The following is a 12574-nucleotide window of genomic DNA, read 5'->3' as shown; positions in this document are numbered from 1 at the left end:
GTCCACGCAAGATGAACAAGTTGAACGACTTCTTCCAGGACCCGGCCCGGCAGCCGACGTTCACGTCGATCCCGGTGCGCGGACCGGGCCTGGCGTAAGTATGTGAGCGGACGCCCGCCCCTGATTGGCGCAGGGGCGGGCGTCGTCGTCAGGTCAGGGCCCGGTCAGCCGGCGCAGATGGTGAAGTCGACCGTGTCGCCCGGCTTGATGGTCTTCGGGGCGTGCGGGGACACCTTGAGCACCGAGCCCGGCTTGCAGCCCTTGACGGCCTTCTTGGTGACGGTGCCGAGCTTCGTCTGCGTCTTCTCGAGCACCGGCTTGGCCATGTCCAGGCTGTAGCCCGCGAGGGGGAGCCGCGTGGTCGCACCGTCGCTGAAGAGGTAGAGCAGGGTGGTGGCGTCGTCGTTCGCGGCGACCGTGCTGGTCGCCGCCGGAGTCGGGCTGTTGTTCGCGGCCGAGGTGGCCAGGGCCGTCCCGCCGCCCGCCGCGATGAGCGCGGCGGCGACGGCGGCGATGCCCGCGGCCCGCCGGCGGCGGGTGCGGCGGACGATCTGCGGCGCGTCGAAGCCGGGGGTCTCGGCGGAGTCGGCGTACTGGTTCATTGCGTTCATCAGTTCCTCTTCGAAGGGTGTGCAGCCGGAGGGCCGCGCATCGCCGTACGAGGTCATCGGATTCCTCCCTGGGGCTGCCGTGCTGAAGGGCCGGAGAGTGCGGGGAACTGGCTGCGGAGCTTCTCCATCCCCCGGGCCAGCTGAGAGCGCACCGTGCTCGGCGAGATGCCGAGGTCGGTCGCGATCTCGGCGTCGGAGAGGTCGTGGAAGTACCGCAGCACCACCACCGTCCGCATCCGCATGGGCAGGTGCTGCAGCGCCCGCACCAGCTGGTCGCGGCTGTCGACCTGTCCGTACGCGTCGCCCGGGGCGATCCGGTCGCCGGGGTTCGGGACGGTACGCCGGTACCGGCGCCAGCGGTCGTTGGCGAGGTTGACCATGATCCGCCGTACGTAGGCGTCCGGGACGTCCGCGCCGGCGATGGTCCGCCACTTGCGGCAGGCCCGCTCCAGCGTCTCCTGGACCAGGTCCTCGGCCGTGTCCCGGTTTCCCGTCAGGACCAGGGCGCCCCGGAACAGCGCGCCCGACCGGGCGGCGACAAAGCCGTCGAAGTCCGTCTCCACACGCTCCTCCCTTCCTGTCACCCGTCCTCGACGTGAGCCCGTGCCGTACTGCTGCATCCGTGTGGTGAGAGCTGGGTCACACACCCGCGCGGCGCAAGCGGCGGAACATCCCCGGCGCGCCGACCGCTGTAACCGGTATGAGCGACTACCGCATCGAACACGACTCCATGGGCGAGGTCCGCGTCCCCGTCCACGCCAAGTGGCGGGCCCAGACGCAGCGGGCCGTCGAGAACTTCCCGGTCTCCGGGCAGCGGATCGAGCGCGCGCACATCGAGGCGCTGGCCCGGATCAAGGGTGCGGCGGCCAGGGTGAACGCCGGGCTGGGGGTGGTCGACAAGGACATGGCGCAGGCGATCCAGGAGGCGGCCGGGGAGGTCGCCGAGGGGAAGTGGGACGACCAGTTCCCGGTGGACGTGTTCCAGACGGGATCGGGGACCTCGTCGAACATGAACGCCAACGAGGTCATCGCGACGCTGGCGACCGAGCGGCTCGGGCGGGACGTGCATCCGAACGACCACGTCAACGCCTCGCAGTCGTCGAACGACGTGTTTCCGTCGTCCATCCACATCGCCGCCACGGCCGCCGTCACGCGGGACCTGATCCCGGCCCTGGAGCAACTCGCGGCGTCGCTGGAGCGCAAGTCCGACGAGTTCGCCGATGTGGTGAAGTCCGGGCGGACACATCTGATGGACGCCACTCCGGTGACCCTCGGGCAGGAGTTCGGCGGGTACGCGGCGCAGGTGCGGTACGGCGTGGAGCGGTTGCGGGCCTCGCTGCCCCGGCTGGCCGAACTGCCGCTCGGGGGGACGGCGGTGGGCACCGGGATCAACACCCCGCCCGGGTTCTCGGCCGCGGTGATCGAGGAGGTCGCGCGGGTCACCGGGCTGCCGTTCACCGAGGCGCGCGACCACTTCGAGGCGCAGGGCGCGCGGGACGGGATCGTGGAGACCAGCGGGCAGCTGCGGACCGTCGCGGTCGGCCTGACGAAGATCGCCAACGATCTGCGGTGGATGGCCTCGGGGCCGCGGACGGGGCTCGCCGAGATCGCGCTGCCGGATCTGCAGCCGGGGTCCTCGATCATGCCGGGGAAGGTCAACCCGGTGATCCCGGAGGCCGTGCTGATGGTGTCCGCGCAGGTCATCGGGAACGACCAGACGATCGCCGTGGCCGGTGCGGCCGGGAACTTCGAGCTGAACGTGATGCTTCCGGTCATCGGCAAGAACGTGCTCGAGTCCGTCCGGCTGCTCGCCAACGTCTCGCGGCTGCTCGCCGACCGGACCGTGGACGGGATCACCGCCAACCGGGAGCGGGCCCGGGAGTACGCCGAGTCGTCGCCGTCCGTGGTGACGCCGCTCAACAAGTACATCGGGTACGAGGAGGCCGCCAAGGTGGCCAAGAAGGCGCTGGCGGAACGTAAGACGATCCGCCAGGTGGTCATCGAGGGCGGGTATGTCGAGAAGGGTGATCTGACCGTCGAGCAGCTGGACGAGGCGCTGGATGTCCTGCGGATGACACGTCCGTAACCGCGTGCGAACGTTTCGCGCCGCCCGGCCAGAACCGTGACGTCCGCCGCAGCGTCGTATGCCTATGGCACCTAATATCTGTGCATGGCAGACGGTGGAGCGGTGAGACGCGTGATGCGCGGGGAAACGGGCGGTGCGACCGGTGGCGGGGCCGGGTTCTGGGCTCCGGGGAGCCAGATCCTGTGGCGGTACCGGGAGAACGCCGGGGACGGTTTCCACATCGCGCGCCCCGTCACCGTCGTCCGGGACGACGAGGAGCTGCTGGCCGTCTGGCTGGCCCCCGGCACCGAGTGCGTCAGGCCGGTGCTCGCCGACGGCTCGTCGGTCGGTGAAGAACCGCTGGAGTCCCGCTACACCAAACCGCGGTCGGTCACGCACGGCCACTGGCGCGGCACCGGGGTGCTGAAACTGGCCCGGCCCGGTCAGCCCTGGTCGGTGTGGCTGTTCTGGGAGCCGGGCTGGCAGTTCAAGAACTGGTACGTCAATCTTGAGCAGCCGCTGGTCCGTTGGGACGGCGGAGTGGACTCGGAGGATCACTTCCTGGACATCTCCGTGCACCCGGACCGGAGTTGGCACTGGCTCGACGAGGACGAGTTCGCCCAGGCCCAGCGGGACGGCCTGATGGACGCGGAGACGGCCGAACGGGTGCGGGCCGCGGGTCTGGCCGCGGTGGCCGCCGTACGGGCCTGGGAGCCGCCGTTCTCGGACGGCTGGCAGCACTGGCGCCCGGAGTCGTCCTGGGCGGTACCGTCACTGCCGGATGACTGGGACCGTACGCCCGCGCACGTGTCCACATGAGACCCTTGATGCGCCCCCGGTGCACAACCGTAGGATCGTCCTCCGCAAGGGCGCGCTGAGCACAACTCCCGGAGTGCGATCCGGGCTTGACCGAACGTCACCGAGGGGCGGCAGGACGTGAGCGAGGGGTACGAGGGCAGCACCGGCGAGCGGGGCGCGGGCCGGGGATCGTTCGCCGGCGGCACAGGAACAGCCTCCAGCCACGCCGGAATTCCGTTCCTGGGACACGTAATCCGGGTATCGGAGTTTCGGCGGGACCACCTGCGCGCCCGGCGCGCAGCCCCGGACGGACGGATTCGACACGCGTGACGGAGCACCCCACCTCCTACGAGCGCCCGCAGCCGGGCGCCGACCCCGCGCAGGCCCGCGGGGCGCTCCTGCGTACCCCGCAACCGCAGCCGCAGCCGCAGGCACAGCCCCGTCCGCTCGGCGCCACCGCCTTACCGGCGCAGGCCCGCGCGGGCGAGACGCCCTCCGGCCCCGGCACCAGCACGTCCAAGGAGCACTCCGTCAACGGCCCCGAGCACGCCCAGCCCACCAGCGCTGAGCCCGATCCACACCGGCCGCGCCCCACCCCGGAGGGCATTCCGCCGCAGCCCGGCGCCGAGCAGGAGCGCCGTACCGGACGCGGGCTGCCGCCCGGCCGGCCGATGCCGATGCGGCGCGACGGTGACCGGCTGCGCTTCGTGGGCGCCGCGACCCGGCGGATCGCCCGGGGCATCGATCTGGACGAGATCGTGATGGGGCTGTGCCGGGCGACCGTGCCGACCTTCTCGGACGCGATCCTGGTCTATCTGCGCGACCCGCTGCCGGTCGGTGACGAGCGTCCGGTCGGCCCGGTGGTGCTGCGGCTGCGCCGCACCGACCGGATCCCGGAGGAGCGGGACACCGACGGCTTCCCGCCGCTGCCCGTCCCGGAGCCGGAACCGGCCGACATCGGCCTGGCCGCGCTCACCGCGGAGCTGTGCGAGGTACGGCCGGGCGGTGCCCTCAACGAGGTGCTGCGGGGTGTACGACCGGTTTTCGCCGACTCCCCCGCCGCGCGCGCCGCGCTGCCCGAACTTCTGGGCGAGGGCGCCGAGTCCCTCGTACCCGGCGGACAGCATGCGATCCTCGCCCCGCTGCGCGGCCGGCGCCGGGTGATCGGCGCGGCTCTGTTCCTGCGCCGCCCGGAGCGGCTCGCCTTCGAGGCGGACGACCTGCTGGTCGCCGCCCAGCTGGCCACGCACAGCGCGCTCGGCATCGACAAGGCGGTGCTGTACGGCCGGGAGGCCTACATCGCGGACGAGTTGCAGCGGACCATGCTGCCGGAGCACCTGCCGAGCGCCACGGGCGTGCGGCTGGCCTCGCGCTATCTGCCGGCCGCGGAGACGGCGCGGGTGGGCGGCGACTGGTACGACGCGATTCCGCTGCCGGGCAGCCGGGTGGCGCTGGTCGTGGGCGATGTCATGGGTCACTCGATGACCTCGGCCGCCATCATGGGCCAGCTGCGGACCACCGCGCAGACGCTGGCGGGGCTGGACCTGCCGCCGCAGGAGGTCCTGCACCATCTCGACGAGCAGGCGCAGCGGCTGGGCAGCGACCGGATGGCGACCTGCCTGTACGCGGTGTACGACCCGGTGTCGCACCGCATCACCATCGCGAACGCGGGCCATCCGCCGCCGGTGCTGCTGCACCTGGGCGGGCGGGCCGAGGTGCTGCGGGTGCCGCCGGGGGCGCCGATCGGGGTCGGCGGGGTCGACTTCGAGGCGGTCGAGCTGGACGCGCCCGCCGGGGCGACCCTGCTCCTGTACACCGACGGGCTGGTGGAGTCCCGGCTGCGGGACGTGTGGACCGGGATAGAGCAGCTGCGGGAGAAGCTCGCCGCGACCGCGCAGCTGACCGGGCCGGATCATCCGCCGCCGCTCGAAGCGCTGTGCGACGAGGTGCTCGACATGCTCGGGCCGGGCGACCGGGACGACGACATCGCGCTGCTCGCGGCCCGGTTCGACGGGATCGCGCCGAGCGATGTGGCGTACTGGTTCCTGGAGCCGGAGGACGCGGCGCCGGGGCGGGCCCGGCGGCTGGCCCGGCGGGCGCTGGCGCGCTGGGGTCTTGAGGAACTGACCGACTCCGTCGAGCTGCTGGTCAGCGAGGTCGTGACGAACGCGGTGCGGTACGCGTCGCGGCCGGTGACGTTGCGGTTGCTGCGGACCGATGTGCTGCGGTGCGAAGTCGGCGACGACGTCCCGCAGTTGCCGCGGCTGCGGCAGGCCCGGGCGACGGACGAGGGCGGCCGGGGGCTGTACCTCGTCAACAGACTGGCCAGACGGTGGGGAGCGACGCGGCTGAGCACCGGGAAGGTCGTCTGGTTCGAGCTGAACCGCTGAGAGACGCCGAACGGCCCTGCCCCGCAGGTGAGTGCGGGGCAGGGCCGTGCACGTGCCGGACTTCAGGTTCCCGTCACGCGTAGCGCGCGGCGCGGCGCTTTCGGGACGGCTGGGTCATGTCGACCAGGACGCCCGCTCCCCGACCGGGGGTCTCCTCCCAGGAGCGGATCTTGGCAGCGACCCGGGCCAGGCGTGGATCTCCCGGGCGGACCGCCACGTAGAACAGGCCCTCGCTGGGACGGCGGTCGTCGCCGCCCCAGCGGACGACGCCCTCGGTGTCGGCGATGATGTCGCGGATGATCAGTTGCCGGCCGGCCGTGAAGCCGCCCCGAGCACCCGGCGGGTAGGAGCCCGGCCGGATCGCCACGGCCGTGCCGGACGCCCGGTTCGACTCGGGAAGCCGGCTGTCGCGGATGTCCGTGGGCGGTACCCAGCCCTCGACCGGCCGGGTTCGCCCTGGGTGCCGAGGGCGTCGATCTCGTCGTAGAAACGGCGGACCACGTGGACGAGCACCCGCACGTCCCCGGCGCGCAGGGCGACGGTGAGCGGGCCGGGGGTGCCCTGGATGCCGTAGGTCCAGATCGAGCCGTTCGCGTCGGTCTCGTTCTCCATCTCCCACCCCTTTCGCGGACGGGCGGTTCGTCAGGAGGCGGCGGCGCCGGGCCTGTTGGCGGCTCAGTGCCTCCTTCAGCTTGTCCGGCGGTCAGTCCGGTGGCGGCCAGGCTCGCGGCGGTGGTGACACCGGCCGCTGCGGTGAGGGCGTGTCTGCGGGTCGGGGCGGTGTGGCTCAAAGGGTCAGCCTTTCTTCCGTCTTGGCCGTTCGCTGCTTGCGGTGGAGCACGGCGGCGGTGATCGCGCAGGCCAGAGCCAGCAGCAGCAGGACGGCGAGGGAGGGATTGAGGTAGCCGGGGACCACGACGGTGTAGCTGCGGTCGGCGTCCGTACGGCAGACGAGCCGCAAGGGGACGAAGTCGCCGTGGAACGCGGCCACCCGAATCCCCTCGGCCTTCTTCGCGCACTCGTTGCCGATCTCCTGCCGTCCCAGGAAGACGAGATGGAGGCACCCCCAGAGATAGAGGGCGAGCGCCCCGGTCACCGCTGTCAGGGACAGGTCGCGCCACACGGTGGGCGGGGTGCGGGAACCGAGGTTCTGTCTCGTCAGCCGGGAGGCCAGGTACCCGGCGAGGCCGAGCAGGGCCGCCGGGCCTGTGAGCAACGCCGTGAGGAGCACGGTGAAGTCCGGTGCCTGGTACGGGTCGGACATCGGCATGAGGGCTATGACTCCCTGATGACTCGGTTGTACTTCTCGAAGATCGCGTACAGCGGCATGCGGAGCGTCGCGTCGGAGAACTCGGTGTATTCGAGTGCGGGACGCCTGATGGGGATCTCCGCCACGTCACCCGCGCCGGCGTCCACGATGACGTCCTCGGAACCGTAGTGGCAGAACTCCCAGAAGGCGGCGGTCTGGATGAGGGCCTTGCGCCCCTGCCGATGGCGGCCATATAGCCGGTGGCTTCCTGCGCCGGCCCGTCCCATTTACGGCCACCTTGCCCATTCTTTGCTTATCCAGGCCGAAGGGCGCCCAGCCGGTGCTGGACGCCCTTTCCCTCGTGCTCGGTGCCTGTTGTCGGCCTACGGGTCGAGTTGGTCGAGCGGTTGGTCCGTGTTCTCGCCCGTCGGAGTCTCCTCCGGGGTCGACGGTGCCGAGGTGGTAGGGGCCGGTGGCGACGACGACACAGACGAACTCGGCGACTTCGACGGCGTCTCGGACGGCGTCGCGGACTTCGTCGGGGTCTCGCTCGGCGTCTCCGACGGCGTCTCGGACGGGGTCGCGGACTTGGTCGGGGTCTCCGTGGGCTGGACGGCCGCGCCCAGGTCGGTGTTCAGGTCGAACTTCTGCTTCTTCGTGACCCCGAAGGTGTAGGCCGCCCAGATCTGCGCCGGGTAACCGCCACCGTTGATGCGGCCGGTGCCGGGGATGAGGCCCGTGGCGCCGGTCAGCGAGACCTGGTTGTGGCTCTTGGCGTCCTCGCCGAACAGTCCGACCGACGTCACCAGGTCGGGCGTGAAGCCCGTGAACCAGGCCGACTTGTTGTTGTCGGACGTACCCGTCTTGCCGGCCACCTGCTGGCCCTTGCGCAGCGGGTTCTGGGCCACCGAGACCTTCGCCGTACCGTCGTCGACCACACCGGTCAGGACCGAGGTCACCTGGTCGGCCGCGCTGCGGCTGATCACCTGCTCGCCGATCGGGTCCGGCGGGTCGACCTTGCGGCCGGTCTTCTCCGCCGACGCGAGGATGCTCGGGGTGACCTTCTGGCCGTGGTTGTCGAGAGTGGCGTACACCCCGGCCATCTCCAGCGGGCTCGCGCCCATGCTGCCCAGGGTCTGCGCGGGCACCGCCGGCAGGTCCGTGGTGTCCAGGCCGAGGTCGTCGGCGACCTTCATCACGTTCTTCATGCCGACGTCCACACCCATCTGCGCGAACACCGAGTTGACGGACTTGTTCATCGCCGTCTGCACGGTGATGTCGCCGTAGTCGGCGTCGTCCTCGTTCGGTGGCGAGAAGGCGATGTCGCTGCCCTTGACCGCGCGGCCGCTGGTGCCGTCGTAGATCGTGTTGGCGTTGATCTCCTTGCCCTCCTGCGTCTTGGCGTCCTGGTCCAGTGCGGCGGCGAGGATGATCGGCTTGAAGGTGGACGCCGGCTGGTAGTCGGCGCGGGTGGCGTTGTCCGTGTAGTGCTTGTAGTAGTCCACGCCGCCGTACATGGCGAGGATCTTGCCGGTCTTGGGGTCGACCGAGACGGCGCCGGCCTGGACGTTCTTGTCCACCTTGCGCTTCTTGCCGTCGAGCTTGCTGGTCAGCTGGCCCTTGACGGCCGCCTCCAGCTTCTTCTGCTTCTTCGGGTCGATGTTGAGGGTGATGGTCCAGCCCTGGTCCACGACCTGGGCCTCCGCCTCGGAGCGGGTGAGGCCCTGGGTCTTCATCAGCTGGTTCTCCAGCTGGGTGTTGGCCAGTTCGACGAGGTAGCCCTTCTGGCCCTCCAGACCGGAGGCGGCCTTCGGCTCCTTGGGCACGGGGAACGTCAGGCCGTCGCGCTTCGACTTGTCCAGCCAGCCCTGGCCGACCATGTTGTCCAGGACGTAGTTCCAGCGCTGCTTCACCAGCTTCTTGCCGATGGGGCCCGCCACCGCCCAGTCGTACTGGCTGGGCGCCTGGAGCAGCGCGGCCAGGTAGGCGCCCTGCTGGACCGAGAGCTTCTCGGCGTCGACGCGGTAGTAGGCCTGGGCGGCGGCCTGGATGCCGTAGGCGCCGCGGCCGTAGTAGCTGGTGTTGATGTAGCCCGCGAGGATGTCGTCCTTCGACGTCTCGCGGTCCACCTTCAGCGAGATGACCAGTTCCTTCAGCTTGCGCGTGACGGTCTGGTCCTGGTCGAGGTAGTAGTTCTTGACGTACTGCTGGGTGATGGTCGACCCGCCCTGGGTGCCGCGGCCCCGCGCCGTGTTGTAGAGGCCGCGGGCCATGCCCTTGAGGTCGATGCCGTTGTCGGTGTAGAAGGTCTTGTTCTCCGCCGCGACGAAGGTGTGCTGGACCTCCTTCGGGACCTTGGAGAGGTCCACGATCTCGCGGTTGACGGTGCCCTTGCGGGCCAGGACCGAGCCGTCGCTGTACTTGTAGACGTTGCTCTGCGTCTGCGCGAGCGCGTTGCCCTCGGGCACGCTCACCATCATGTACAGCGCGATGAAGGCGCCGATGCCCAGCAGACACACGGTGAAGAAGGCGCCGAGCATCTTCTTCCAGGTGAACAGCGCGCGTATCCGGCCCTTGGCGGCCTTGCCGTTCTTGCCCGGCTTCCCCTTCCCGGCGGCGGCCTTGCGGCGCTCCGCGCGGGTGCCGCCCTCGGCCTGCGGTGACTGGACCGCCGTCGCGGTGCCGCCCGGGGCCTCGGGTGTCTCGGGCACGGGTTGCGGCGACGAGCGGGGCCTGGGCGCGGCGCGGCGGCCGCCGCGCTGTCGCGCTTTTCTCTCTTCCGCTCGTCCCATGAGTCCGTCTGCTCCGCTTCGTCTCGGCTGTCACACGTGTGTACGGGTGTCACACAAGTACGTGGCTCAGGTCAGCTCAGAAAGCTAACACCGCCCTCTATGACATAGAGCAGACGATCCGCCCTATACGGACGTGACAATCAGCACCCCGTCCCAACGGAACCGACGACTGAAGAGGACAGAGGGTTGCCTCCGCACCGTAAAGTGATATCACTTAGATAGAACGGAGCCAAGCAGTAGTCAGTCGTCCAAGGGGAACCCATGTCCGTCCACGACTCCTCGGCGACCGCCGACGTACCCGAGATGCCGGCCCCGCGCGTGCGGGAGTTCACGGCGCACAGCATCGGCGGCGGACTCGCCCTGCTGCTGGGCCTGGTGGGGCTCCTGGCCGCCGTCGCGCTGTTCGTGGCCGCCTCGGTGAACCCGGGCTTCGCCCTCGGGGGTGTCGTCGTCCTCCTCGCCTCCGTCATCGCGATGCGCGGCCTCAACACCGTGGCGCCGGGCGAGGCACGGGTCGTCCAGCTCTTCGGGCGGTACCGGGGCACGATCCGGCAGGACGGGCTGCGCTGGGTCAACCCCTTCACCTCGCGGACGAGGATCTCCACCCGGGTCCGCAACCACGAGACCGCCGTCCTCAAGGTCAACGACGCCTACGGCAACCCGATCGAGCTCGCCGCGGTCGTGGTGTGGAAGGTCCAGGACACCGCGCAGGCCGTCTTCGAGGTCGACGACTACACGGAGTTCGTCGCCACGCAGACCGAGACGGCCGTACGGCACATCGCCATCGAGTACCCGTACGACGCCCACGACGAGGACGGGCTCTCGCTGCGCGGCAACGCCGAGGAGATCACCGAGAAGCTGGCCGTCGAGCTCCAGGCGCGGGTGGAGGCGGCCGGAGTGCGGGTCGTGGAGTCGCGGTTCACGCATCTCGCGTACGCTCCCGAGATCGCCTCGGCGATGCTCCAGCGGCAGCAGGCCGGTGCGGTGGTGGCCGCGCGGCGGCAGATCGTCGACGGCGCGGTGGGCATGGTGGAGGCGGCGCTCGCGCGGATCGCCGAGCAGGGCATCGTGGAACTGGACGAGGAGCGCAAGGCGGCGATGGTGTCCAACCTGATGGTGGTGCTGTGCGGGGACCGGGCGCCGCAGCCGGTGCTCAACACCGGGACGCTGTACCAGTGACGGACTCGCCCGACGAGACGCCACGGCGCCGGCCGCAGCAGCGCAAGCAGGTGCTGCTGCGGCTGGACCCGTCCGTGTACGAGGCGCTGGCGCGCTGGGCCGGGGACGAGTTGCGGTCGGCCAACGCGCAGATCGAGTTCCTGCTGCGGCGCGCCCTCGCGGAAGCCGGCCGGCTCCCCGGCGAGACGGGCCCCCTCCCCCGCCGCGGCCGCCCCCCTGGGGGCTCCGCCCCCAGACCCCCATCGGCCTGAACGGCCTCGCCTCGTCCTCGAGCACGGGACGGGCCGGCTGATGGGGGACGGACGGATTTCCGCCCTCAGGCCGGGAAGAACGAGGGACGCCCGGACCGGCCTTCGGCCGCAGGCCCGACAGGCAGAGGGCACAGCCCCCGGACTCCTCAGCCGCAAGCCCAGCAGACAGAAGCCACAGCCCCCGGACTCCTCAGCCCCAAGCCCAGCAGACAGAAGCCACAGCCCCAGGCTCCTCGGCCGGGCTCATGACAGCTCCGCCCTGAAGCCCTGCCGCCAGGACGGGTACCGCAGCTCCCAGCCCAGCTCCCGCTTGGCCTTGGCGTTGGAGAAGCCGCGGCCCTGGGTCATGATCACCACCGCCTGTTCGCCGGCCAGCAGCCGGGCCAGCCAGACCGGCGCCCGCAGCGGCCGCCCGGCCCCGGCGCACTCGGCGAGGTACGGCAGCCACTCGGCGGCCGGCGCCGGTTCGTCGTCGACGATGTTGAACACGCCCCGCGCCTGCTGCTCGACGGCGAGCACGGTGGCGCTCGCCGCGTCGTCGAGGTGGATCCAGCTGCTGTGCCCTTCGGCACGGCCGACCAGGGGGTACTGGCGCTTACGGACCAGGGTCACCTGGTCGTCGATGGCTCCGGGGCCGTAGAAGGCGCCGTACCGCAGGGCCGCGCCGCCCGCGTCGAGGACCGTTTCCTCCAGGTGGCGCAGGGCCAGCATCCCCTGGTGCGCGGCCGTCCCGGCCATCAGGTCCAGCGGGTCCTCCTCCGTCTTCACCCAGCCGCCCTCGCGGATGCCGTTCCAGCTGGCGTGGCTCTGCGCGACGACATGAGGGACGCCGGCCGCCTCGGCGGCGGCCAGCAGATGGTCCGTGCCCTCGGTGCGCAGCCGGTTGGTGAGGGCGAACCAGCGGTCCGGATGCCTGATGTCGGGCTTGCCCGCGTGCGCCGGGGAGATCGCCGTCAGCTGGTGCACGATCACCTCCGGGCGGGCCTCGGCCACCGCCGCCCCGACCGACAGCGCGTCGAGGGCGTCCATCACCACGCCCTCGGCCCCGAGCTGCTTCAGCAGATCCAGCCGGGCCGCGCTGGTGGTCGTGGCCGTCACCCGGTGCCCCCGCGCCACCAGTCGCGGCACCAGCCGCCGTCCCAGAACACCGCTGCCACCCGCCACGAAGACCCGCATGGCCATCACCTTCCTGATACGAGAAACCGGATCCGGAGCGGAGACGAGACAGGCCCGCGCGCA

General features: G+C 71.0%; 12 protein-coding genes. 5 read left to right on the top strand and 7 right to left on the bottom strand.

The window, feature by feature from the left end:
- Positions 1 to 164: 164 nt before the first annotated feature.
- Together ACGFZQ_RS08120 and ACGFZQ_RS08115 are read right to left on the bottom strand one after the other, a co-directional pair.
- On the bottom strand, positions 165 to 611 hold the full coding sequence (locus ACGFZQ_RS08120; protein ID WP_393839640.1) for a hypothetical protein: 447 nt from the start codon (positions 609 to 611) through the stop codon (positions 165 to 167).
- Between the two features lie 53 nt (positions 612 to 664).
- Positions 665 to 1174 (bottom strand): SigE family RNA polymerase sigma factor, encoded by a 510-nt coding sequence (locus ACGFZQ_RS08115; protein ID WP_393839639.1) that lies wholly within the window; start codon positions 1172 to 1174, stop codon positions 665 to 667.
- A 137-nt stretch (positions 1175 to 1311) separates the two neighbouring features.
- Between ACGFZQ_RS08115 and ACGFZQ_RS08110 the strand changes: the two genes are divergently transcribed.
- The 3 genes from ACGFZQ_RS08110 to ACGFZQ_RS08100 all read left to right on the top strand — a co-directional run bounded on the left by ACGFZQ_RS08110 (position 1312) and on the right by ACGFZQ_RS08100 (position 5864).
- Positions 1312 to 2697 (top strand): class II fumarate hydratase, encoded by a 1386-nt coding sequence (locus tag ACGFZQ_RS08110; RefSeq protein WP_393839638.1) that lies wholly within the window; start codon positions 1312 to 1314, stop codon positions 2695 to 2697.
- Between the two features lie 84 nt (positions 2698 to 2781).
- Positions 2782 to 3495 carry a DUF402 domain-containing protein gene (locus tag ACGFZQ_RS08105; RefSeq protein WP_393839637.1) on the top strand — a complete coding sequence of 238 codons (714 nt, stop codon included), beginning with the start codon at positions 2782 to 2784 and terminating at the stop codon, positions 3493 to 3495.
- Positions 3496 to 3800: 305 nt separating this feature from the next.
- Positions 3801 to 5864 (top strand): SpoIIE family protein phosphatase, encoded by a 2064-nt coding sequence (locus ACGFZQ_RS08100; RefSeq protein ID WP_393839636.1) that lies wholly within the window; start codon positions 3801 to 3803, stop codon positions 5862 to 5864.
- 73 nt (positions 5865 to 5937) lie between these two features.
- Here the strand turns inward: ACGFZQ_RS08100 and ACGFZQ_RS08095 are convergent, their stop codons facing one another.
- From ACGFZQ_RS08095 to ACGFZQ_RS08080, 4 genes are all read right to left on the bottom strand, one after another.
- Entirely contained in the window at positions 5938 to 6231 is a 294-nt protein-coding gene (locus ACGFZQ_RS08095; RefSeq protein ID WP_393839635.1) for a hypothetical protein, read from the bottom strand.
- A 420-nt stretch (positions 6232 to 6651) separates the two neighbouring features.
- Complete coding sequence (locus ACGFZQ_RS08090; protein WP_393839634.1) at positions 6652 to 7134, bottom strand: hypothetical protein; 483 nt, start codon at positions 7132 to 7134, stop codon at positions 6652 to 6654.
- A gap of 5 nt (positions 7135 to 7139) precedes the next feature.
- Positions 7140 to 7400 (bottom strand): hypothetical protein, encoded by a 261-nt coding sequence (locus ACGFZQ_RS08085; protein ID WP_393839633.1) that lies wholly within the window; start codon positions 7398 to 7400, stop codon positions 7140 to 7142.
- Positions 7401 to 7496: 96 nt separating this feature from the next.
- The gene (locus ACGFZQ_RS08080; protein ID WP_393839632.1) at positions 7497 to 9905 is read right to left on the bottom strand and encodes a transglycosylase domain-containing protein; all 2409 of its coding nucleotides are present in this window, start codon (positions 9903 to 9905) and stop codon (positions 7497 to 7499) included.
- 261 nt (positions 9906 to 10166) lie between these two features.
- On the opposite strand from ACGFZQ_RS08080, the gene ACGFZQ_RS08075 reads away from it, so the two are divergent.
- Positions 10167 to 11084, top strand: a complete 918-nt coding sequence (locus tag ACGFZQ_RS08075; protein ID WP_393839631.1) for an SPFH domain-containing protein — start codon at positions 10167 to 10169, stop codon at positions 11082 to 11084.
- Complete coding sequence (locus ACGFZQ_RS08070) at positions 11081 to 11335, top strand: hypothetical protein (RefSeq protein WP_393839630.1); 255 nt, start codon at positions 11081 to 11083, stop codon at positions 11333 to 11335. Before ACGFZQ_RS08075 ends, ACGFZQ_RS08070 begins: the two co-directional genes overlap by 4 nt.
- A 243-nt stretch (positions 11336 to 11578) precedes the next feature.
- On the opposite strand, the gene ACGFZQ_RS08065 is transcribed toward ACGFZQ_RS08070, so the two are convergent.
- Entirely contained in the window at positions 11579 to 12511 is a 933-nt protein-coding gene (locus ACGFZQ_RS08065; RefSeq protein ID WP_393839629.1) for an NAD-dependent epimerase/dehydratase family protein, read from the bottom strand.
- Positions 12512 to 12574 lie beyond the last annotated feature (63 nt).

Source organism: Streptomyces sp. NPDC048254, assembly GCF_043201895.1.
Classification (GTDB): domain Bacteria; phylum Actinomycetota; class Actinomycetes; order Streptomycetales; family Streptomycetaceae; genus Streptomyces.
The sequence above is the reverse complement of the archived record's forward strand: the minus strand, read 5'-3'. Positions and strand labels throughout refer to the sequence as shown.

Excerpts from the sequence above, each read along its gene's own strand:
- ACGFZQ_RS08090 (WP_393839634.1), bottom strand. The coding sequence starts at position 7,134 with ATGCCGATGTCCGACCCGTACCAGGCACCGGACTTCACCGTGCTCCTC.
- ACGFZQ_RS08085 (WP_393839633.1), bottom strand. The coding sequence starts at position 7,400 with ATGGGACGGGCCGGCGCAGGAAGCCACCGGCTATATGGCCGCCATCGG.
- ACGFZQ_RS08110 (WP_393839638.1), top strand. The coding sequence starts at position 1,312 with ATGAGCGACTACCGCATCGAACACGACTCCATGGGCGAGGTCCGCGTC.
- ACGFZQ_RS08080 (WP_393839632.1), bottom strand. The coding sequence starts at position 9,905 with ATGGGACGAGCGGAAGAGAGAAAAGCGCGACAGCGCGGCGGCCGCCGC.
- ACGFZQ_RS08065 (WP_393839629.1), bottom strand. The coding sequence starts at position 12,511 with ATGCGGGTCTTCGTGGCGGGTGGCAGCGGTGTTCTGGGACGGCGGCTG.
- ACGFZQ_RS08105 (WP_393839637.1), top strand. The coding sequence starts at position 2,782 with ATGGCAGACGGTGGAGCGGTGAGACGCGTGATGCGCGGGGAAACGGGC.
- ACGFZQ_RS08120 (WP_393839640.1), bottom strand. The coding sequence starts at position 611 with ATGAACGCAATGAACCAGTACGCCGACTCCGCCGAGACCCCCGGCTTC.
- ACGFZQ_RS08075 (WP_393839631.1), top strand. The coding sequence starts at position 10,167 with ATGTCCGTCCACGACTCCTCGGCGACCGCCGACGTACCCGAGATGCCG.